This is a genomic window from Pseudomonas sp. LFS044, assembly GCF_047978245.1.
Lineage (GTDB): Bacteria > Pseudomonadota > Gammaproteobacteria > Pseudomonadales > Pseudomonadaceae > Aquipseudomonas.
The window spans coordinates 36,096-57,310 of record NZ_JBFPFX010000014.1; the positions used below are offsets into that span (position 1 = coordinate 36,096).

At 63.4% G+C, this 21,215-nt stretch carries 17 protein-coding genes and 2 pseudogenes; 15 read left to right on the plus strand and 4 right to left on the minus strand.

The window, feature by feature from the left end; genetic code table 11:
- Positions 1 to 7: 7 nt before the first annotated feature.
- From speA to ACNQPL_RS13770, 4 genes are all read right to left on the minus strand, one after another.
- Positions 8 to 1,921 carry an arginine decarboxylase gene (gene speA / locus ACNQPL_RS13755; protein WP_346614734.1) on the minus strand — a complete coding sequence of 638 codons (1,914 nt, stop codon included), beginning with the start codon at positions 1,919 to 1,921 and terminating at the stop codon, positions 8 to 10.
- A 151-nt stretch (positions 1,922 to 2,072) separates the two neighbouring features.
- Entirely contained in the window at positions 2,073 to 2,444 is a 372-nt protein-coding gene (locus tag ACNQPL_RS13760) for a translation initiation factor Sui1 (protein ID WP_346614735.1), read from the minus strand.
- Between the two features lie 230 nt (positions 2,445 to 2,674).
- Positions 2,675 to 3,208 carry an NUDIX hydrolase gene (locus ACNQPL_RS13765; protein ID WP_346614736.1) on the minus strand — a complete coding sequence of 178 codons (534 nt, stop codon included), beginning with the start codon at positions 3,206 to 3,208 and terminating at the stop codon, positions 2,675 to 2,677.
- Positions 3,209 to 3,210: 2 nt separating this feature from the next.
- Positions 3,211 to 4,278: a DUF2333 family protein gene (locus ACNQPL_RS13770; protein WP_387522423.1), complete on the minus strand. Its 1,068-nt coding sequence runs from the start codon at positions 4,276 to 4,278 to the stop codon at positions 3,211 to 3,213.
- 248 nt (positions 4,279 to 4,526) lie between these two features.
- Here ACNQPL_RS13770 and ACNQPL_RS13775 point away from each other — a divergent pair, with 248 nt between their 5' ends.
- From ACNQPL_RS13775 to purD, 15 genes and pseudogenes are all read left to right on the plus strand, one after another.
- Entirely contained in the window at positions 4,527 to 5,906 is a 1,380-nt protein-coding gene (locus ACNQPL_RS13775) for a diguanylate cyclase (protein WP_416467043.1), read from the plus strand.
- Positions 5,907 to 6,125: 219 nt separating this feature from the next.
- Complete coding sequence (locus tag ACNQPL_RS13780) at positions 6,126 to 7,973, plus strand: methyl-accepting chemotaxis protein (RefSeq protein WP_416467089.1); 1,848 nt, start codon at positions 6,126 to 6,128, stop codon at positions 7,971 to 7,973.
- Between the two features lie 104 nt (positions 7,974 to 8,077).
- Positions 8,078 to 9,859 (plus strand): protein-disulfide reductase DsbD, encoded by a 1,782-nt coding sequence (locus ACNQPL_RS13785; protein WP_416467044.1) that lies wholly within the window; start codon positions 8,078 to 8,080, stop codon positions 9,857 to 9,859.
- 178 nt (positions 9,860 to 10,037) lie between these two features.
- Positions 10,038 to 10,490 carry a type II 3-dehydroquinate dehydratase gene (gene aroQ, locus ACNQPL_RS13790; RefSeq protein WP_346614741.1) on the plus strand — a complete coding sequence of 151 codons (453 nt, stop codon included), beginning with the start codon at positions 10,038 to 10,040 and terminating at the stop codon, positions 10,488 to 10,490.
- Between the two features lie 101 nt (positions 10,491 to 10,591).
- On the plus strand, positions 10,592 to 11,056 hold the full coding sequence (accB, locus tag ACNQPL_RS13795; RefSeq protein WP_346614742.1) for an acetyl-CoA carboxylase biotin carboxyl carrier protein: 465 nt from the start codon (positions 10,592 to 10,594) through the stop codon (positions 11,054 to 11,056).
- A 17-nt stretch (positions 11,057 to 11,073) separates the two neighbouring features.
- Positions 11,074 to 11,865, plus strand: a pseudogene (locus tag ACNQPL_RS13800) (biotin carboxylase N-terminal domain-containing protein); the annotation flags it as partial.
- A gap of 1 nt (position 11,866) precedes the next feature.
- Positions 11,867 to 12,592, plus strand: a complete 726-nt coding sequence (gene rhlR, locus ACNQPL_RS13805; RefSeq protein WP_347063173.1) for a transcriptional regulator RhlR — start codon at positions 11,867 to 11,869, stop codon at positions 12,590 to 12,592.
- A pseudogene (locus ACNQPL_RS13810) lies at positions 12,589 to 13,155 on the plus strand (acetyl-CoA carboxylase biotin carboxylase subunit); the annotation flags it as partial. The gene rhlR (ACNQPL_RS13805) and the pseudogene ACNQPL_RS13810, both read left to right, overlap by 4 nt.
- A gap of 303 nt (positions 13,156 to 13,458) precedes the next feature.
- Positions 13,459 to 14,337, plus strand: a complete 879-nt coding sequence (prmA, locus tag ACNQPL_RS13815) for a 50S ribosomal protein L11 methyltransferase (protein WP_416467045.1) — start codon at positions 13,459 to 13,461, stop codon at positions 14,335 to 14,337.
- A gap of 43 nt (positions 14,338 to 14,380) precedes the next feature.
- Positions 14,381 to 15,709, plus strand: a complete 1,329-nt coding sequence (locus ACNQPL_RS13820) for a DUF3426 domain-containing protein (protein ID WP_416467046.1) — start codon at positions 14,381 to 14,383, stop codon at positions 15,707 to 15,709.
- A gap of 176 nt (positions 15,710 to 15,885) precedes the next feature.
- The gene (rhlR, locus tag ACNQPL_RS13825; protein ID WP_347063173.1) at positions 15,886 to 16,611 is read left to right on the plus strand and encodes a transcriptional regulator RhlR; all 726 of its coding nucleotides are present in this window, start codon (positions 15,886 to 15,888) and stop codon (positions 16,609 to 16,611) included.
- Positions 16,612 to 17,625 carry a tRNA dihydrouridine synthase DusB gene (gene dusB, locus ACNQPL_RS13830; protein ID WP_346614746.1) on the plus strand — a complete coding sequence of 338 codons (1,014 nt, stop codon included), beginning with the start codon at positions 16,612 to 16,614 and terminating at the stop codon, positions 17,623 to 17,625.
- Entirely contained in the window at positions 17,622 to 17,942 is a 321-nt protein-coding gene (gene fis, locus ACNQPL_RS13835) for a DNA-binding transcriptional regulator Fis (protein ID WP_011535876.1), read from the plus strand. Before dusB ends, fis begins: the two co-directional genes overlap by 4 nt.
- Before the next feature lie 81 nt (positions 17,943 to 18,023).
- A complete protein-coding gene (purH, locus tag ACNQPL_RS13840) occupies positions 18,024 to 19,631 on the plus strand; it encodes a bifunctional phosphoribosylaminoimidazolecarboxamide formyltransferase/IMP cyclohydrolase (protein WP_416467047.1) in 1,608 nt (535 codons plus the stop codon).
- A gap of 182 nt (positions 19,632 to 19,813) precedes the next feature.
- On the plus strand, positions 19,814 to 21,109 hold the full coding sequence (gene purD, locus ACNQPL_RS13845; RefSeq protein ID WP_346614748.1) for a phosphoribosylamine--glycine ligase: 1,296 nt from the start codon (positions 19,814 to 19,816) through the stop codon (positions 21,107 to 21,109).
- Positions 21,110 to 21,215 lie beyond the last annotated feature (106 nt).

The window sequence follows — 21,215 nt, forward strand, 5'->3', positions numbered from 1 at the left end:
CCGGCGGTTACGACGACAGGTAAGAAGACCGGGTCAGCCCCAGGCGCAGTGCATCGAGGAACTGGGTGCGCTCGCGGGCGGTGATCTTCGCGCTGGCCACCTTGTCGCGGTAGTGGGTCATCAACTCCTCCGGCGACAGGTGCACGTAGCGCAGCATGTCTTCGATGGTGTCGTGGGTCTCGATGCCGGCGTGGTACACGCTGCCATCGGCATTCTGGTAGATGTTCACCGAATCGGTGTCACCGAACAGGTTGTGCATGTCGCCGAGGATTTCCTGGTAGGCGCCGACCAGGAATACGCCCAGCAGGTAGTCCTCGCCCTCGTTGAGCGCATGGACCGGCATGCTGGTCTCGATGCTCTGCTCGTCGACGTACTGGTTGATCTTGCCGTCGGAGTCGCAGGTAAGGTCCTGCAGCACAGCGCGGCGCAGCGGCTCCTCGTCCAGGCGGTGCAGCGGGATGATCGGCAGCACCTGGCCGATGGCCCAGGTGTCCGGCAAGCTCTGGAACACCGAGAAGTTGCAGATGTACTTGTCGGCCAGCTTGTCATTGAGCTCGTCCAGCACCTGGCGGTGGGAGCGCTGGCGGGCCTTGAGCGAATTGTGCAGGCGCCGGCACACGGCGAAGTAGCACTGCTCGGCCAGGGCTTTCTCGGCCAGGCTGATCTTGCCATCGGCATACTGCGCTGCCACGTCACCCATGTAGTGGGTGGCGCGCCAGTAGGTTTCGGTGACCATCTCGATGTCAGTCGGGCCGAGCAGGTCGGCCAGCCACTGAACGGTCTCGGGCAGGCTTTGCTTGTTTTCGATGGTCGGTACGTCGTCGTTATGCTTCTCGACGTCGGTCACCTGGATCACCAGCATGGCGTGGTGCGCGGTCAGCGAACGGCCGCTCTCCGAGAAGATATGCGGGTGCGGCAGGCCCTGCGCGTCGCAGAACTCCTTGAGCATGCCCACCACCACGCCGGCGTAGTCGTCCATGTCGTAGTTGATCGAGCTGGCGTTGCGCGAGTGGGTACCGTCGTAGTCCACGCCCAGGCCACCGCCGACGTCGATGTGGTCGACCGGCAAGCCCAGCGCGCGCAGCTCGCCGTAGTAACGGATGGCTTCCTTGAAGCCGTGCTGGTAGTCGGCCAGGTTGGCGATCTGCGAGCCCATGTGGAAGTGCAGCAGGCGGATGCCCTGGTCCAGGCCGGCATCGCGGAAGCGCTGCACCACCGAAATCAGCTGGGCAGCAGACAACCCGAACTTGGATTTCTCACCACCGGTATCAGCCCACTTGCTCGAAGCCAGCGACGACAGGCGCACACGCAAACCGACCTGCGGCTTGACCTTCAGGTCGGCAGCCTCTTCGATCACCAACGCCACCTCGGACTCTTTCTCGATGACGATGAACACGTTGTGGCCGAGCTTCTGGCCCATCAGCGCCAGGCGGATGAACTCGCGGTCCTTGTAGCCGTTGCAGACGATGGTGCCGCCCTTCGGCGCCAGCGCCAGCACAGCCAGCAGCTCGGGCTTGGAGCCGGCTTCCAGGCCGATCGAGACGTTCTGGGTGGCGATGATGTTTTCCACCACCGCTTCCTGCTGGTTGACCTTGATCGGGTACAGCGCGGTGTACTGGCTCTGGTATTCCAGGCGCGCGATGTTGGCGTCAAAGGCACCGGTCAGCTGGCGCACGCGGTCCTGCAGAATATCCGGGAAACGCACCAGCAGCGGCAGCGACAAACCGCTCTGGCGCAGCTCGTCGACCTGCTCGAACAGGTCGATCGGCGCGCTCTCGGGGCCGTTGGGGCGCACTTCGACGCGCCCGGCTTCATTGATGGCGAAATAACCAGCGCCCCAATGGCGGATGCCGTAAACACTGCGGCTGTCGGCCACGGTCCATTGGCTACCATCGTCTTTGCGTGTGCGTCGTACGGACATTCAAGTCCCCTATAGATAAGTCGAAGACACTGCCCCGCAGGCAGCGGGGCGAGTGTAAAAGCTGAAAATGACGATTCATCCGTGCTCAGGCATAGACCCTGGCCACGGGAACGAGTTTAGAAAGCACTGGGCAAAAAATCGCGCGATGGCCTCAGCCGCCGGACTTTTTCGCCTTGAAACCCTGTTTGGTCAGCTCGCCGATCAACAGCTCGACATGGTCGCCCTGGATCTCGATAACCCCGTCCTTCAGGGCACCGCCGGTGCCGCAGCGGCGTTTGAGCGTGGTGGCCAGCTCCTTGAGCTGGTCAGGCGGCAGCGGCACGCCGGTGACGGTCGTCACAGTCTTGCCGCCACGGCCTTTGCTCTCGCGGCGCACACGGGCAATGCCGTCGCCTTCGGGAAGGGTTTGCTGCTTGCAGATGCAGGCATCCACCGGCTGGCTACAGTCGGGGCAGTGCCGACCAGCGTCGGTGGAGAACACGAGACCGCCAAGGGCGGAAAAGGAAGAAGCTTTCTTGGCCACTTTTGTTCCTCTGTGCTGAGGACAAAAACTGGTCGGCGGGAGCCGACCGCGAAGCCCCACTCTGGCAGGGGCGGCGCTACTGCCGCAAGTACCTGCGACAGCCCGAAAAGGGCGCGCAGTGTAACGATAAATCAGGCGGTTGTGTAGGCGCGGATTTATCCGCGAACAGGGCGTAGTCCTTGCCATGAAATGCAGGTGTCTGGACCGGCGCCTCGCGGATGAATCCGCGCCTATTGGCTGGCTTTATATCGCTGCAAAGCCGCCAGCGAGTCAGGGCAATAGGGCAGTACTTTGCTTTCAGCCTCCGCCTGGGCCACGCTGACAAACCTGGCCTCGATCACCTCTTCCGGCTGCAGCCGCAGGGGCGCATCGGACACCGCCGAATACACCGCACACCACAGGTGGTTGCCTGGCTGGTCGAAGTAGAAGCGCTCATGAAAGCGCAGTTCGGCACCTTCCACCCCCAGCTCCTCGGCCAGTTCGCGTGCCGCTGAATCGGCATAAGCTTCGCCCGCCGCCACCATGCCGCCGGCCGCCACATCCCAGTAACCGGGGTACAGCGCCTTGCTCAAGGTACGCCGGTGCACGCACAGCTCACCGGCGCCATTGAACAATAGAATGAACGTGCAGCGGCCGATCAGGCCGCGCTCACGCAGTTCAGCCCTGGGCAGCGCGCCGAGCACCTGGTCGGCTTCGTCCACCCAGGCGACCAACTCACGGTCGGAGGCCGCCCGGTGGGCGGCCTCGTTTGGGCTGATGGCCATGTTCAACCTTGCGACAGCAGCTGGCGCAGGTCGATTACCGCAGCGTTTGCCCGCGAGATGTAGTTGGCCATGACCAGCGAGTGGTTGGCCCACATGCCGAAGCCGCTGCCGTTGAGCACCATCGGGCTCCACAGCGGTTCCTGCGAGGCTTCCAGCTCACGGATGATCTGGCGCACGCTGACGGTGGCGTTCTTCTTCGCCAGCACGTCGGCGAAGTCCACCTCGATGGCACGCAGCAGGTGCGACAGCGCCCAGGCCTGGCCGCGGGCTTCGTAGAACACGTTGTCGATCTGCAGCCACGGGGTTTCGACCACCTCCTCATCCACCTGCGGCGCCTGGCCGGCAACCACCGACTCGGTTTTCAGGTTGGTGTTGAGCTTGACCCGGCCAACGCTGGCCGACAGGCGCTGCGACAGCGAGCCAAGACGCGTGGCGACATCACCCAGCCAGTTGTTCAGGTTGTCGGCGCGGGTGTAGAAGATCGCACCCTTGTCACCGGCAGCCAGGCGGGTCTGGTAGCGGCTAAGCGACTTGATGCCCTCTTCGAACTCCGACTCGCTCGATGGCAGGATCCAGCTCTTGTTGTCGAAGTTGAAGCGCGGCTCGGCCTTGGCCAGGTCGGCGTCTTCGGTGGACTGCGACTGCGAGCGGGCGAAGTCCTTGCGCAGGGCACGGGACAGGTCACGCACCTGCACCAGCACGCCATATTCCCAGCTCGGCATGTTGTCCATCCACAGGCCCGGCGGGAAGCGGTCGTTGGAGATATAGCCACCCGGCTTGTTCAGCAAGGTACCGGCTACGGTCTTGAGGGTTTCGATGGTGGTGTAGCCGATCACCATCTGCTGGCCGTTGCGCTCGGCCGCCGCCTGGGCATTCTGCTGCACCGGGAACAGTTCCGGCTCCTGGCTCCAGTACCAGCCCAGGCCAATGCAGACCAGCAGGTACAACCCGATCAGGGTCCCCAGGGCACGGCTCCAGAGCCCACCCAAGTAGCTACGGGCGGCAGCGCCGCGGCCGTCGACACGCTCACGGGGCTCGGCTTTGGCCTCGCGGTTTTTCCAGTCCAGCATGGCTTTTGTCCTTAATCAGTCACGACGGTTCAGGGGCTTTGACCACAGGCGTTCGCCAGGGTGCCACGGCAAGCCCGGGTAGCTGCACTATAAAGCAGACACTGCCGTACGCATAAGCGACCAGTGGGTCAGTAACTGAATATTCGTTATCAACGCTTTGTTGATGCTGCGCACGCGCACGCCTTAAAAGAGCTGCTAGCATAGAGCCATCATCGCACCTGCACCTCCCACCTATAAGTAGTCAGGACATGACCCAAGCCGCGGAGCCGAGCCAAGAGCGCCTCAAGCAGGAGCTCGATCACCTGCTGCAACGCCTTTCGCGCACCCGCTTGCGCAAAGGCGACCCTCCCGATCAGGCGCTGCTGCGACCGGCACGGAAGCCCGTGTACCTGTTGTTGCGGGACCACGAGCGTGCCGAGCGCCTGGCTCAGCAGCTGGAGTTTTTCGGCCTGAGCGCGCAGCCGCTGTTCGACGCTGGCGCATTCATGGCGTCGGTGGCCGAACAACCGCCCGCAGCCATTGTGATGGATGTCGACTTCGACGGGCCTGGAGGCGGTGTGCCTTTGGCCGCACGCGTACAGCAAGGCCAGGAACAAGCGGTTCCACTGTTGTTTTTCAGCCACCACGAAACCGACACGCCCACCCGCCTGGCGGCCGTGCGCGCAGGTGGGCAGGCGTTTCTGACCGGCACGCTGGAGGCCTCCAGCCTGCTGGAAAAACTCGAGATGATCACCAGCACCGCCCCGCATGATCCGCTGCGGGTGCTGATCATCGACGACTCGCGCACCCAGGCGCTGCATACCGAGCGCGTGTTGGCCAATGCCGGCATGATCACCCGCAGCCTGACCGACCCGATCCGCACCATGGCCGAGCTGGCCGAGTTCCAACCCGACCTGATCATCCTCGACTTGTACATGCCAGGCTGCTCCGGCCCGGAACTGGCCAAGGTGATCCGCCACAACGACCGCTATGTCAGCGTGCCGATCATCTACCTGTCGGCCGAGGACGACCTGGACAAACAGCTCGACGCAATGAGCGAAGGCGGCGACGACTTCCTGACCAAGCCAATCCGCTCGCGCCACCTGATCACCACGGTGCGCAACCGTGCCGCCCGCGCCCGCCACCTCAAAGCGCGCATGGTCCGTGACAGCCTGACCGGCTTGTACAACCACACGCATATCTTGCAACTGCTCGAAGACTGCAGCTTCCGCGCCCGCCGCGAGCGCCAGCCGCTGAGCTTCGCCATGCTCGATATCGACCACTTCAAGAAGATCAACGACCACCATGGCCACCCCATGGGTGACCGGGTGATCAAGAGCCTGGCATTGTTCCTCAAGCAACGCCTGCGCAAGAGCGACTTCATAGGCCGCTACGGCGGCGAAGAATTCGCCATCGTCATGCCCAACACCGCGCTGGACGCTGCGCACAAGGTGCTCGACGAGATTCGCCGGCGCTTTGCCGAGATTCTCTACCCGGCGCAGCCCAGCGACCTGCAGTGCACGTTCAGTGCCGGGGTGGTGCAGATGGATGAAGAACTCGATGCATTGACCATGGCCAGTGCAGCCGACGAGGCGCTGTATCGGGCCAAGCATGCGGGGCGCAATTGCGTGGTGCGGGTAGAGCCTTAGCGTTCAATCACAACATAGCAATAAGCCACCACCGTCATCACCACGTCACAAAATAGCAATAACTTCAGGCACCTATCTTCACTCCCCCGCAGGAAGTTCGCGGCTATGCGCCTGAAGTGGCTGACCAATTTCAACACCCTGTTGCTGGTGACTGTGTGTATCGCCTTGGGCGCCACCCTGTGGTGGTCGCAGCGCGCCCTGGAACGGCCCTATCAATTGATGGAACGCTACCTTGGCCTGTCGCAACAGTTCCAGAACCAGGCTGCCCGCAACATCCAGGCCTACCTGGGCAGTGGCGACGCGCTGCGCCATGCGGCCGCAATAGACGCCAACCAGCAATTGCAGGCCGCACTGACCGATTGGCCCGACGCACTTGCCCGCAAATTGCGCCCGAGCCTGGACACCCTGCAGGCGTATGCCGCCAACGAACTGCTTGCCGCCGGCAAGTTGGCCGGCGACCCGCAGGCTTTGCTGTTGCAGGCCGAACGTGAGTTGGGTGGCAACTTCGAGCAGCTGGCCGGCTATGCGCGTGACAGCGGCAACAGCGAAGCCAGCCGCTATCTGCTGCCGTTGCTCGACGCCAGCGTGCACCTGGGCCGCCTGTCGCTGGCGCGGGAAAAACTGGTCAGCAGTGGCCGCGCCGAACTGGCTGACGAGGTGGAGCGCGAGCTTCAACTGATCCGCGCGCAGGCCCAGGTCATTGAAGGCCTGCCGCTGCTGGGGGTGACGCGCGCGGCCGAATCCAATGCCGATGACTTCGCCGCCCTGCTGGGCCTGGAAACCCAGGCCAGCGAGCAGCAGGAAGACGTCGCCGTCGGCCTCAAGCGCGAACTGCAAAGCCTGCTCAACCGCTACCCCGGCGAACTGCAGCGCACCCGCGCGCAGATCGAGCAGCGCACCGCTTTGGCCACTAGCACCAACGAACGGCTCGACGCCGTGCAACAGGCCATCGCCGGCCTGGAGCCGGAAGTCCGAGCACAGCACGCGAAGATCGCCAGCGAAGTGCGCATCATGCAGGGGCTGATGATTGGCCTGATCCTGCTGATCGCGCTGCTCATCGACACCTTGCAGCGACGCCTGACACGCACTCTGACCAGTCTGGCCCCCGGGTTGTCCGCTTGGGCCGAGGGCGATTTCGCCGCCCCCATAGCCTTGGGCAAGACCAACCGCGAGCTGCATGACATCGAGGAATCGCTCAACCGCCTGCGCCAGTACCTGGTGCAACTGGTCGGCACCATCCGCCACAACGCCGAACAGGTCGCCGGCAGCAGCCACGCCCTGGCAGGCATGAGCGCCGCCCTGCACGACGGCGCCGAGCGCCAGGCGGGCGACACCGGGCAGATCCGCGATGCCTTGGGCGAACTGGAAGCGACCATTCAGCAAGTGGCTGGTGATGCCAGCGCTGCCGCCGATGCCAGCCGCGATGCCGGCCGTGCCGTGGAACAAGGCCAGACGGTGATCGGCCAGAGCCTTTCCGGCCTGCGGGCACTGGTCGACGAAGTGCAGGGCAACGCCCGCATGATCGAACAGCTGGCGGAGGAATCAGCCACCATTGGCGGTGTGCTGACCGTGATCAGGTCGATTGCCGAACAGACCAACCTGCTGGCACTCAACGCCGCCATCGAAGCCGCCCGTGCGGGCGAGATGGGCCGGGGTTTTGCGGTGGTGGCCGACGAAGTACGCTCGCTGGCGCAACGCACCACAGGCGCCACCGGCGAGATCCAGGCATTGATCGACCGGCTGCAGTTGGCCGCGCGCGAATCGGTGGCGGGCATGCGGGCGCAGCTCGAACACGCCGAAGCCACGGCTGACAAAGCCCAGGCAGCCGATGGCGCGCTCGATGAGATCGTCAGTGCAATCCGCACCATTGCCGATACTGCGGTGCGCATCGCCGATGTCACCGCCCAGCAGAGCGGCGCGGTCAGCGAGATCCGTGGGCACAGCGAGCGAATTCATGAATTGGGTGAAGACAACCTGCAGCGCATCGGCGAGGGGCGCGAGCACGGCGAGCAGCTGTTGACCCTCGGCGGTGAGCTGAACCGAGCGGTGGGCGCGTTCAGGGTCTGAGGAATCCTGCGCCGCCCCATGTGGGAACGGCCTTGTGGGAGCATGGCCCCAACGCGCCCCAACTCCGCTATCATGCCCGCCATGTTCCACCTCGCGAGTCCGCCATGCGCCGCCTGTTTTTCCTGCTGTTCCTGCTGCTGGCCAGCCCTGCCTTCGCCTCGGGCCTGCTCGACAACCGCCCCAGCGCTACCCTCGGCGCCGCCTCTCTGAGCAACAGCGCAGACTTCCTGCCGGTACACGAAGCGTTCAAGCTCACCCTGGTCAAGGCCGATGCGCAAAGCGTCAAACTGCGCTTCGTCGCCACCGACGGCTATTACCTTTACCGCCATCGGTTCCAGTTCCGCACCGAGCCTGCGGACGTCGCGCTGGGCGCGCCCGTCATCCCTGCAGGCGAGGCCAAGCATGATGAGTTCTTCGGCGACGTCGAGGTGTATCACGGTGTAGTCGACATCGAACTGCCGCGCACCGACCCCCGCGCGTTCACCCTGCTGGTGGGCTACCAGGGCTGCGCCGACAAGGGCCTGTGCTACCCACCGGAAACCGAACGCCTGAGCATCGATGGCGAAGATGGCGTTGCGGCCGGTGCAGCGGCGACGATCAGCGAGCACAGCTGGAGCTGGAAGTCGCTACTACTGTTCTTCCTCGCCGGCGTTGGCCTGACCTTCACCCCGTGCGTGCTGCCGATGCTGCCGATCCTCTCGGGCGTGGTCATGCGTGGCCAGGCAGGAGGCCTGCGCGGGTTCGCCCTGTCGTTGGCTTACGTGGTTCCGATGGCCGCCAGCTTCGCCGTGCTGGGCGCGCTGATGGGCCTTTTCGGCGCGGGCTTGAACCTGCAGGCGCGGCTGCAATCAGCTTGGGTACTGGTGCCGTTCGCGTTGTTCTTCGTGCTGTTCGCCCTCGCCATGTTCGGCCTGTTCGAGCTGAAGCTACCGCAAGCCTTGAGCAAGCGCCTGGACACACTCGCCCACCGCACCAAGGGCGGCTCGTTGCTGGGTGCGGCGGTGCTGGGCGTGCTGTCGAGCCTGCTGGTTTCGCCATGTGTTTCGGCGCCACTTGCCGGCGCCTTGCTGTACATCAGCGCCAGCGGCGACGCCTTGGGCGGTGCGCTGAAGCTGTTCGCTCTCGGCTTGGGCATGGGCGCGCCGTTGTTGCTGATCGCCACCGGTGGCGCGGCCTGGCTGCCCAAGAGTGGCCCTTGGCTGAACACCGTGAAAAACGCCATTGGCGTGCTGCTGCTGGGCCTGGCCATCGGTTTGCTCAGCCGTGTACTGCCGGGGCCGGCCACCCTGTTGCTGGTCGGCTTCCTGAGTGCCGGCGTGGCGCTGTTCCTGGGTGCCCTGGAGTTCGTGATCAAGCCCCCGCGCCAACGCCTGGCGCAACTGCTCGGCCTGGCCCTGCTGGTGTATGCCCTGGCCTGCTGGTACGGCGCCCTCAATGGCCAGGGCGACCCGCTGCGCCCGCTGCCCGCGCCAACCCACGCAGCTGCAGGCAACAGCCCGGCAGCTGCAACGGACGCCTGGCAGACCATCACCACATCTGCAGCACTCGACGCCGCCCTGGCCCAGGCCAAGTCGGCCGGCCAGCCGGTACTGCTGGACTGGTACGCAGACTGGTGCATCAGTTGCAAGGTCATCGAGCATGAGGTGCTCAATGCGCCACAGGTTCAACCGCAGCTGGGCGCATTCCAACTGTTGCGTTTCGACATCACCGAAAGCAACGCCGAACAACGCGCGCTGCTGGATCGTTACCAGCTGTTCGGCCCGCCAGCGCTATTGTTCTTTGCAGCTAACGGTAGCGAAATCACCGACGATCGGGTGGTTGGCGAGATAAACGCCGGCGAATTTGCCGACACTGTGACGCGCGTGCGCAGCAAACTCGGTCTATAACTTCCCGCGTGCCGGGAAAATCTGCGCATGAGTGACCGGATTTAATTATTCGGTCACATACTTCGCGCGAACCTCGGACATCGTGCTGGCTATTGCCGGGAACTGGACACTTGCCGTCGCTTTGCGGCACACTCGCCGCGCTGTGTCGAATTGCCCTACAAATCCAAGGAATCCGCAGATGGCAACGCTACTGGTGCTCCACGGCCCCAACCTGAACCTGCTCGGTACCCGCGAGCCGGGCCACTACGGCGCCGTGACCCTGGCCCAGATCAACCAAGACCTGGAGCAACGCGCCCGCGCCGCAGGCCACCATCTGCAGTACCTGCAGAGCAATGCCGAGTACGAACTGATCGACCGTATTCATGCCGCACGCAACGAGGGTGTGGACTTCATCCTGATCAATCCGGCTGCTTTCACCCACACAAGTGTCGCATTACGTGACGCATTGCTTGCGGTGAGCATCCCATTCATCGAAGTGCACCTGTCCAACGTGCACAAACGCGAACCGTTCCGTCATCACTCCTACTTCTCCGATGCAGCCGTAGGTGTGATCTGCGGTCTGGGCGCCAGCGGTTACCGCCTGGCCCTGGAAGCCGCGCTGGAACAACTGGCTGCCAACGCACAGCCCTGATGATTGAAACCCTGGCCTGAGTGGGCCGGGGTTCGAGAGAAACGTTCAGATACGTTTTTTAACTTACGCCCCCTGACCGAACCTTTGGGAGTTGATGATTAATGGATATCCGTAAAGTCAAGAAACTGATCGAGCTGCTGGAAGAGTCTGGCATCGACGAGCTGGAGATCAAGGAAGGCGAAGAGTCGGTCCGTATCAGCCGTCACAGCAAGACCCCGGCTGCTCAACAGTTCTACGCACCAGCACCAATGGCTGCCGCACCTGTAGCTGCTCCGGCCGCCGCCGCCGCTGCCCCAGCTGCTGAAGCTGCCGCTGCTGCACCTGCCCTGAAAGGCACCGTGATCCGTTCGCCAATGGTCGGTACCTTCTACCGCAAGCCGTCGCCGACCTCGCCTAACTTCGCTGAAGTTGGCCAGTCGGTGAAAAAAGGCGACACCCTGTGCATCGTTGAAGCGATGAAGATGATGAACCACATCGAAGCCGAAATCGGCGGTGTCATCGACGCCATCCTGGTGGAAGACGGTCAGCCGGTTGAGTTCGACCAGCCGCTGTTCACCGTCGTTTGATTCGCGGAGAGCCAACGATGTCTGGGAAGCTGGAAAAAGTCCTGATCGCCAACCGTGGGGAAATTGCCCTGCGGATCCTGCGTGCCTGCAAAGAGCTGGGCATCAAGACCGTGGCCGTACACTCCACGGCTGACCGCGAACTGATGCACCTGGGCCTGGCAGACGAGTCGGTCTGCATCGGTCCTGCTTCGTCCAAGGATTCGTACCTGCACATCCCGGCGATCATCGCCGCGGCTGAAGTGACCGGCGCCACCGCCATTCACCCGGGTTACGGCTTCCTGGCGGAAAACGCCGACTTCGCCGAGCAGGTCGAGAAGTCCGGTTTCGCCTTCATCGGCCCGAAAGCCGACACCATTCGCCTGATGGGCGACAAGGTTTCGGCCAAGGACGCGATGATCAAGTCGGGCGTACCGACCGTACCGGGCTCCGATGGCCCGCTGCCGGAAGACGAAGAAGTCGCCCTGGCAATCGCCCGTGACGTCGGCTACCCGGTGATCATCAAGGCCGCCGGTGGCGGTGGTGGTCGCGGCATGCGCGTGGTGCACAAGGAAGAGGACCTGATTTCCTCGGCCAAGCTCACCCGTACCGAAGCCGGTGCAGCCTTCGGCAACCCGATGGTTTACCTCGAGAAGTTCCTGACCAACCCACGCCACGTGGAAGTTCAGGTGCTGTCCGACGGCCAGGGCAATGCCATCCACCTGGGCGACCGTGACTGCTCGCTGCAGCGCCGTCACCAGAAGGTACTGGAAGAAGCGCCGGCTCCGGGTATCGACGAGAAGGCCCGTCAGGAAGTCTTCAAGCGCTGCGTTGATGAGGAATGACGGAGGCTTTTTGCTGTGGTGGGACGGTTTGCGTAGCGAGATGCAGCCGATCCACGACAGCCAGGGCGTGTTCGCCGTCCTGGAAAAGGAAGTGCGGCGCCTGGGCTTCGATTACTACGCCTATGGCGTGCGCCACACGATTCCCTTCACCCGGCCGAAGACCGAGGTCCATGGCACCTATCCCAAGGCCTGGCTGGAGCGATACCAGATGCAGAACTACGGGGCCGTGGATCCGGCGATCCTCAACGGCCTGCGCTCCTCGGAAATGGTGGTCTGGAGCGACAGCCTGTTCGACCAGAGCCGGATGCTCTGGAACGAGGCTCGCGATTGGGGCCTCTGTGTCGGCGCGACCCTGCCGATCCGCGCGCCGAACAATTTGCTCAGCGTGCTTTCCGTGGCGCGCGACCAGCAGAACATCTCCAGCTTCGAGCGCGAGGAAATCCGCCTGCGGCTGCGTTGCATGATCGAGTTGCTGACCCAGAAGCTGACCGACCTGGAGCATCCGATGCTGATGTCCAACCCGGTCTGCCTGAGCCATCGCGAACGCGAGATCCTGCAATGGACCGCCGACGGCAAGAGCTCCGGGGAAATCGCCATCATCCTGAGCATTTCCGAGAGCACGGTGAACTTCCACCACAAGAACATCCAGAAGAAGTTCGACGCGCCGAACAAGACGCTGGCTGCCACCTACGCCGCGGCGCTGGGCCTCATCTGAATGCGTGCATCGAAATCGGCTACCGCGGTGCCGGTACGTTCGAGTTCCTGTACGAGAACGGCAGCTTCTACTTCATCGAGATGAACACCCGCGTACAGGTTGAGCATCCGGTGTCGGAGATGGTCACTGGCATCGACATCGTCAAGGAGATGCTGAGCATCGCCGCTGGCAACAAGCTGTCGTTCCGCCAGGAAGACGTAGTGATTCGTGGCCACTCGCTGGAGTGCCGGATCAACGCCGAAGACCCGCGCAAGTTCATCCCGAGCCCAGGCAAGGTCAAGCACTTCCACGCCCCGGGCGGCAACGGCGTTCGCGTCGATTCGCACCTGTACAGCGGTTACTCGGTTCCGCCGAACTACGACTCGCTGATCGGCAAGCTGATCACCTACGGCAAAGACCGCGACGAAGCCATGGCGCGCATGCGCAATGCCCTGGACGAGATCGTCGTCGACGGCATCAAGACCAACATCCCGCTGCACCGCGACCTGGTGCGCGATGAAGGTTTCTGCAAAGGCGGCGTCAACATCCACTACCTCGAGCACAAACTGGCCAACCAGGAGTGATCGCGTTAGCGTGATGCATGAAAACCCCGGCCCTGTGCCGGGGTTTTTTATGCATGTGCCGAAAAATTGCGCCGTGCTATCCAGGCTGACAACTATGGCCTATCCGGCCATGGCGCATTGCAACTCATGTAGGAGCGGATTTATCCGCGATGCGTCGCGCGGGCGGCGCTCGATTTCATGAACACGGGAAACCCCACGGCAAGCACCTCCCCTCCCTCCTCTACAAACCCCCCGCACTCGCGTAAACTGCCAGCCTTCGCGCAGCCTAGGGCTGCCCCTGTCGAATTACCAAAGGTGCCCGCCATGCCCTGGCTGCAAGTACGCCTGGCCATCAGCCCGGAACAAGCCGAAACCTACGAAGACGCCCTGCTCGAAGTCGGCGCCGTCTCGGTCACGTTCATGGATGCCGAAGATCAGCCGATCTTCGAACCCGACCTCAACACCACCCCGCTGTGGTCGCACACTCACCTGCTGGCACTGTTCGAAGCCGACGCCGTGCCTGAGGCAGTATTCGCCCACCTGCGACTGCTGACCGGTGCCGAACTGCCCGAGCACCAGGCCGAGGTGATCGAGGACCAGGACTGGGAGCGCAGCTGGATGGACGGCTTCAAGCCGATGCGCTTCGGCCGCCGCCTGTGGATCGTGCCAAGCTGGCACGATGCGCCGGAGAAAGACGCGGTCAACTTGCTGCTCGACCCGGGCCTGGCCTTCGGCACCGGCACTCACCCGACCACCGCGCTGTGCCTGGAATGGCTCGACGGCCAACAGCTCGAAGGCACCCAGGTGCTGGACTTCGGCTGTGGCTCGGGCATCCTCGCCATTGCCGCCCTGCTGTTGGGCGCCCGTGAAGCGGTCGGTACCGACATCGACGTGCAGGCTATCGAAGCCTCGCGCGACAATGCCCAGCGCAATGGCATCGCCGACCAGAAGCTGGCGCTGTACCTTCCCGAAGACATGCCGGCCATGCAGGCCGACGTGCTGGTCGCCAACATCCTCGCAGGCCCGCTGGTCTCGCTGGCAGCGCAATTGTCCGGCCTGGTTCGCCCCGGTGGCCTGCTGGCCCTCTCGGGCATTCTTGCCGAGCAGGGTGAGGAGGTGGCCGCAGCCTACGCCGCCGACTTCGAGCTGGACCCGATCGTCGTACGCGACGGCTGGGTGCGCATCAGTGGTCGCCGCCGCTAAGCGGGCCTAGAATACTTCTCTGCACAGCCCTCCGGATCGCCGCATGACCGACAGTTTCGTCACCCAGTGCCCGCATTGCCAGACCAGCTTTCGCGTCACCCATCACCAATTGAGCGTGGCGCGTGGCGTGGTCCGCTGCGGCCAGTGCCTGCAGGTGTTCAATGCGGCGAAGCAGTTGCTGGAGCAGAGCCGCGCTGGCACTGCGCCCGTGATCCCGCCGATCCCGGTGGTCGAGCCCGTCGCCGTGCCCGAACCGCCGCTGAGCGAACGCCCGGGCGCCCAGCCACAAGACTGGGCAGCCACTGCCCAAGCCCTGGACGAACTCGACCTTGACCAGGAGCTGGCCCGCCTTGAACGGCGCGGCAAACCTGACGAGCCACGCATTGCCCCACCTGTCGATGCGCTGCAGGCACGGCGTGACGAGCCCGCCACCGACACCCATGGCGACGCGCTGTTTGGCAATGCAACTGACGATCACCATGAGCCGCTGGAAGCCGTCGAGCCCGCGCCGGTGCTGCTGGAGCAGGAGCCGCTGGACCTTGAGCCAGCCCCTGGGGACCGCACCGAGCCCACGCTGGGCGGCAACCTGGACCTTGAGTTCGAAAACGAGCCTGCTGCGCCTCGGGCTACCCAACACGATGACGTGGACGATTTCCACGAGCCGCTGCCAGCGGAAGAGGAAATCATCCACGAAAAAGGCCTGAGTGCCCGTGATGACGACGAAACGGATATCCGCCTGTCGGCGCGGGATGACGACCCTGACGAGCCGCTGCCCGGCGAGCGCCTGGAGCCTGGTTTTAGCGCCAAGGGCGAGCGCCCGTCGCGCAAGGAGCCGTTGGTCGATGTTGTCGACGACCCGCTGCAGCTGGGCTGGGAAAAACCCAAGCCCAACTGGGGCAAGCGCCTGCTGTGGGGCTTCCTGACGCTACTGGCCGCGGGCCTGCTGGCCTTTCAGTATGTATGGTTCCATTTCGACGAAATGGCCCGCCAGGACCAGTACCGGCCGCTGTTCCAGCAGCTGTGCCCCCTGCTCGGTTGCGAAGTGCCTACCCGGGTCGACATCGGCCGCATCAAGAGCAGTAACCTGGTGGTACGCAGCCACCCGGACTTCAAGGGCGCACTGATCGTCGACGCGATCATCTACAACCGTGCACCGTTCGCCCAGCCGTTCCCGCTGCTGGAGCTGCGTTTCGCCGACCTCAATGGCCAGCTGATCGCCAGCCGTCGGTTCAAGCCCAGCGAATACCTTTCGGGTGAACTGGCTGGCCGTGGCGAAATGCCCAGCCAGACACCGATCCACATCGCCCTGGATATCCTCGACCCAGGGCCGAAGGCCGTGAACTACAGCCTCAGCTTCCGCTCACCGGAGTGACCGGCCGCAGCTGGCCGCCGTGTTTTCGGCGCCAGCCTGCTGTCGCTAACCATCGGGCATAAGCCCAAAGTTGTTCAGATTTTATCCAGATCCATCTTTATCCGGTCACCGAGAGCGGGTATTATGCCAACCCTTTTTCGAACTCCAATGATTCGGCCCCACAACAGGGAACACCTATGAGGAATGACGGAGGCTTTTTGCTGTGGTGGGACGGTTTGCGTAGCGAGATGCAGCCGATCCACGACAGCCAGGGCGTGTTCGCCGTCCTGGAAAAGGAAGTGCGGCGCCTGGGCTTCGATTACTACGCCTATGGCGTGCGCCACACGATTCCCTTCACCCGGCCGAAGACCGAGGTCCATGGCACCTATCCCAAGGCCTGGCTGGAGCGATACCAGATGCAGAACTACGGGGCCGTGGATCCGGCGATCCTCAACGGCCTGCGCTCCTCGGAAATGGTGGTCTGGAGCGACAGCCTGTTCGACCAGAGCCGGATGCTCTGGAACGAGGCTCGCGATTGGGGCCTCTGTGTCGGCGCGACCCTGCCGATCCGCGCGCCGAACAATTTGCTCAGCGTGCTTTCCGTGGCGCGCGACCAGCAGAACATCTCCAGCTTCGAGCGCGAGGAAATCCGCCTGCGGCTGCGTTGCATGATCGAGTTGCTGACCCAGAAGCTGACCGACCTGGAGCATCCGATGCTGATGTCCAACCCGGTCTGCCTGAGCCATCGCGAACGCGAGATCCTGCAATGGACCGCCGACGGCAAGAGCTCCGGGGAAATCGCCATCATCCTGAGCATTTCCGAGAGCACGGTGAACTTCCACCACAAGAACATCCAGAAGAAGTTCGACGCGCCGAACAAGACGCTGGCTGCCACCTACGCCGCGGCGCTGGGCCTCATCTGAATGTCGGCGGTACGCATCGGCCCATACACACTACGCAACAACCTGATCCTCGCGCCCATGGCCGGGGTCACGGACCAGCCTTTCCGTACACTTTGTCAGCGCCTGGGCGCGGGCATGGTGGTGTCGGAGATGGTCAGCAGCGACATGAGCCTGTGGAACAGCCGCAAGTCGAGCCTGCGCCGCATCCACGAAGGTGATCCCGAGCCGCGCTCGGTACAGATCGCCGGTGGTGATGCGCAGATGATGGCAGCGGCGGCCCGGGCCAACGTCGAAGCGGGTGCTCAGATCATCGACATCAACATGGGCTGCCCGGCAAAAAAAGTCTGCAACAAAGCTGCAGGCTCTGCTTTATTGAGAGATGAAGCTCTGGTTCACGAGATCCTCCACGCCGTCGTCGGCGCGGTGGACGTCCCGGTGACCCTGAAGATCCGCACCGGCTGGGACCGGGCGAACAAAAACGGCCTGAACGTGGCGAAGATCGCCGAGCAGGCCGGCATCCAGGCGCTGGCGGTGCATGGCCGCACACGCGCCGACCTGTACACCGGCGATGCCGAATACGACACCATTGCTGCGATCAAGCAGGCGGTGTCCATCCCGGTCTTTGCCAATGGCGATATCACATCGCCTGAAAAGGCCCGGGCGGTGCTGGACGCCACCGGCGTCGACGGCCTGCTGATTGGCCGGGCTGCCCAGGGGCGGCCATGGATCTTTCGCGAGATCGAGCATTTTTTAGGGACTGGCCAGCATTTGCCAGCCCCGCAGCTGGACGAAGTGGAACGTATCCTGCTGGAGCACCTGGCCGCGCTGCACGCCTTCTATGGCGATGTGATGGGCGTTCGTATCGCCCGCAAGCACGTTGGCTGGTACCTGGCAACACGACCCGGCGGCAAGGAGTTTCGCTCCCGGTTCAACGCTTTGGAAGACACACAAGCGCAGTGCGCCAACGTTCGCGGTTATTTCAACGAACGTCGACAGAGCCTTGAGACAGAGGACGGACAAGGGGTGGCCGCATGACGATGATGACCGAGACATTAGTGAGTGGAACAACGCCCGTGAGCGACAACGCCAACCTCAAACAGCACCTCAACACGCCGAGCGAAGAGGGCCAGACCCTTCGCGACAGCGTCGAGAAGGCGCTGCACAACTACTTCGCACACCTGGAAGGCGCTACCGTCACTGACGTGTACAACCTGGTGCTCTCCGAAGTCGAGGCGCCCCTGCTCGAATGCGTGATGAATTACGTCAAGGGCAACCAGACCAAGGCCAGTGAGATGCTCGGGCTCAACCGAGGCACCCTGCGCAAGAAGCTCAAGCAGTACGACTTGCTGTAAGCCAGAATCCCAATCAGAAAAGGCGGCTCCCTGAACAGAGGCGCCTTTTTTGCTGACTCCACCGCGTTATTGGAATCCGAAATGACCGACCAGACTACCCGCCTGCCAGTCCGCCGCGCCCTGATCAGCGTCTCCGACAAGACCGGTATCCTCGAATTCGCTCGTGAGCTGCAACAGCTCGGTGTCGAGATCCTGTCCACCGGCGGCACCTACAAGCTGCTCAAGGACAACGGCGTGAACGCGGTGGAAGTGGCCGACTACACGGGCTTCGCCGAAATGATGGATGGCCGGGTCAAGACCCTGCATCCGAAGATCCACGGCGGCATCCTCGGCCGTCGCGGTACCGACGACGCCATCATGAACGAGCACGGCATCAAGCCGATCGACCTGGTCGCCGTCAACCTGTACCCGTTCGAAGCCACCATCGCCAAGCCTGGCTGTGACCTGCCGACCGCCATCGAGAACATCGACATCGGCGGGCCGACCATGGTCCGTTCGGCCGCCAAGAACCACAAGGATGTTGCCATCGTGGTCAACGCCAGCGACTACGCCAGCGTCCTCGAAGGCCTCAAGGCCGGTGGCCTGACCTATGCACAGCGCTTCGACCTGATGCTCAAGGCTTTCGAGCACACCGCGGCCTACGACGGCATGATCGCCAACTACATGGGCACCATCGACCAGGCCCGGGAGACCCTGAGCACTGAACAGCGCAGCGAATTCCCGCGCACCTTCAACAGCCAGTTCGTCAAGGCTCAGGAAATGCGCTACGGCGAGAACCCGCACCAGAGCGCGGCGTTCTACGTGGAGGCCAACAAAGGCGAAGCCAGCATCTCCACCGCCGTGCAGCTGCAGGGCAAGGAACTGTCGTTCAACAACGTGGCCGACACCGACGCTGCGCTGGAGTGCGTGAAGAGCTTCGTCAAGCCGGCCTGTGTCATCGTCAAGCATGCCAACCCATGCGGCGTGGCCGTTGTGCCTGAAGACGAAGGCGGTATCCGCCAGGCCTACGAGCTGGCCTACGCCACCGACACCGAGTCGGCCTTCGGCGGCATCATCGCCTTCAACCGCGAGCTGGATGGCGAAACTGCCAAGGCCATCGTCGAGCGCCAGTTCGTCGAAGTGATCATCGCACCGAAAATCTCCCAGGCTGCCCGCGACGTGGTGGCGGCCAAGCAGAACGTACGCCTGCTGGAGTGCGGCGAGTGGCCAGCCGAGCGCGCTGCCGGTTGGGACTTCAAGCGTGTCAACGGTGGCCTGCTGGTGCAGAGCCGCGACATCGGCATGATCACCGCCGATGACCTGAAGATCGTGACCAAGCGTGCACCGACCGAGCAAGAGATCCACGACCTGGTGTTTGCCTGGAAAGTGGCCAAGTTCGTCAAGTCCAACGCTATCGTCTACGCCAAGCAGCGCCAGACCATCGGCGTCGGCGCCGGCCAGATGAGCCGCGTCAACTCCGCACGTATTGCGGCCATCAAGGCCGAGCATGCTGGCCTGCAGGTTCAAGGTGCGGTCATGGCATCGGACGCGTTCTTCCCGTTCCGTGACGGCATCGACAATGCGGCTAAAGTGGGTATCAGCGCTGTGATCCAGCCGGGTGGCTCGATGCGTGATGCCGAAGTCATCGCTGCTGCCGACGAAGCCGGCATTGCGATGGTGTTCACCGGCATGCGTCACTTCCGCCACTGATTTACGGCAATCGGCCGCACTGAAGCAGGCATCTGCTGCGTTGGGGCCGGTTCCGCTGATGCTCATTGCCAGAAGGCAACTCCGCTCATCGGAACCGGCCCCGCCTTGCATCTACCTGCTTCATTGCGACCTCGTACAGCGTGAGGCTTTACCTTGCGCCCGAAAGAATTCGAGGTTTTGACATGAAAGTTTTGATCATCGGCAGCGGCGGCCGTGAGCACGCCCTGGCCTGGAAAGTCGCCCAAGACCCTCGCGTCGAGAAAGTCTTCGTCGCCCCGGGCAACGCCGGCACCGCCATTGAAGCCAAGTGCGAGAACGTCGCCATCGACGTAACCGCCCTGGAGCAACTGGCCGACTTCGCCGAGAACAACGTCGACCTGACCATCGTCGGCCCCGAGGCGCCGCTGGTCATCGGTGTGGTCGATCTGTTCCGCAGCCGCGGCCTGGACTGCTTCGGCCCGACCAAGGGCGCGGCCCAGCTGGAAGGTTCCAAGGCATTCACCAAGGACTTCCTGGCACGTCACAAGATCCCGACCGCCGACTACCAGAACTTCACCGAGATCGAGCCGGCCCTGGCCTACCTGCAGGAAAAAGGCGCGCCAATCGTCATCAAGGCCGATGGCCTGGCCGCAGGCAAAGGCGTGATCGTCGCCATGACCCTGCAGGAAGCCGAAGACGCCGTGCGTGACATGCTCGCAGGCAATGCCTTCGGCGAAGCCGGTTCGCGCGTGGTGATCGAGGAGTTCCTCGACGGCGAAGAAGCCAGCTTCATTGTGATGGTCGATGGCCACAACGTGCTGCCAATGGCCACCAGCCAGGACCACAAACGCGTCGGCGACCAGGACACCGGCCCGAACACTGGCGGCATGGGTGCTTACTCCCCTGCCCCGGTGGTCACCGCCGACGTGCACCAGCGCGTGATGGACCAGGTGATCTGGCCGACCGTGCGCGGCATGGCCGAGGAAGGCAACGTCTACACCGGTTTCCTGTATGCCGGCCTGATGATCGACAAGGCGGGTAACCCCAAGGTCATCGAGTTCAACTGCCGCTTTGGCGACCCGGAAACCCAGCCCGTCATGCTGCGCCTGGAATCGAGCCTGGTGCTGCTGATCGAAGCAGCGTTCGCCAAGGCACTGGACAAGGTCGAAGCACAGTGGGACCCGCGCCCAAGCCTCGGCGTGGTGCTGGCAGCCGGCGGTTACCCGGGCGATTACGCCAAGGGTGAGGCGATCAGCGGCCTGGACGCCGCAGCCAAGATCGAAGGCAAGGTGTTCCATGCCGGCACTTCGCTCAAGGACGGCCAAGTGGTCACCAACGGCGGCCGCGTCCTGTGCGCCACTGCCATGGGCAGCACCGTTGCCGACGCGCAGCAGCAGGCTTACCGCCTGGCCAAGGAAGTCAGCTGGAACGGCAGCTTCTACCGGACCGACATCGGCTACCGGGCGATTGCCCGCGAACGCGGTGAGCACCAGCAGTAAGTATTACCGGATGGCCGCGGCGCCTGGCGCCTGCGGCATCCGGCTCGTCGACAGGGCCCCAGTGGGGCCTTGCCTTCGACTTGGCGCGCCGCGCATAGTTAATACA

Coding starts and splice junctions, on each gene's coding strand:
- speA (WP_346614734.1), bottom strand. CDS start 1,921: ATGTCCGTACGACGCACACGCAAAGACGATGGTAGCCAATGGACCGTG.
- ACNQPL_RS13765 (WP_346614736.1), bottom strand. CDS start 3,208: ATGGCCATCAGCCCAAACGAGGCCGCCCACCGGGCGGCCTCCGACCGT.
- ACNQPL_RS13770 (WP_387522423.1), bottom strand. CDS start 4,278: ATGCTGGACTGGAAAAACCGCGAGGCCAAAGCCGAGCCCCGTGAGCGT.
- ACNQPL_RS13775 (WP_416467043.1), top strand. CDS start 4,527: ATGACCCAAGCCGCGGAGCCGAGCCAAGAGCGCCTCAAGCAGGAGCTC.
- ACNQPL_RS13780 (WP_416467089.1), top strand. CDS start 6,126: ATGGAACGCTACCTTGGCCTGTCGCAACAGTTCCAGAACCAGGCTGCC.
- ACNQPL_RS13785 (WP_416467044.1), top strand. CDS start 8,078: ATGCGCCGCCTGTTTTTCCTGCTGTTCCTGCTGCTGGCCAGCCCTGCC.
- aroQ (WP_346614741.1), top strand. CDS start 10,038: ATGGCAACGCTACTGGTGCTCCACGGCCCCAACCTGAACCTGCTCGGT.
- accB (WP_346614742.1), top strand. CDS start 10,592: ATGGATATCCGTAAAGTCAAGAAACTGATCGAGCTGCTGGAAGAGTCT.
- rhlR (WP_347063173.1), top strand. CDS start 11,867: ATGAGGAATGACGGAGGCTTTTTGCTGTGGTGGGACGGTTTGCGTAGC.
- prmA (WP_416467045.1), top strand. CDS start 13,459: ATGCCCTGGCTGCAAGTACGCCTGGCCATCAGCCCGGAACAAGCCGAA.
- ACNQPL_RS13820 (WP_416467046.1), top strand. CDS start 14,381: ATGACCGACAGTTTCGTCACCCAGTGCCCGCATTGCCAGACCAGCTTT.
- rhlR (WP_347063173.1), top strand. CDS start 15,886: ATGAGGAATGACGGAGGCTTTTTGCTGTGGTGGGACGGTTTGCGTAGC.
- dusB (WP_346614746.1), top strand. CDS start 16,612: ATGTCGGCGGTACGCATCGGCCCATACACACTACGCAACAACCTGATC.
- fis (WP_011535876.1), top strand. CDS start 17,622: ATGACGATGATGACCGAGACATTAGTGAGTGGAACAACGCCCGTGAGC.
- purH (WP_416467047.1), top strand. CDS start 18,024: ATGACCGACCAGACTACCCGCCTGCCAGTCCGCCGCGCCCTGATCAGC.
- purD (WP_346614748.1), top strand. CDS start 19,814: ATGAAAGTTTTGATCATCGGCAGCGGCGGCCGTGAGCACGCCCTGGCC.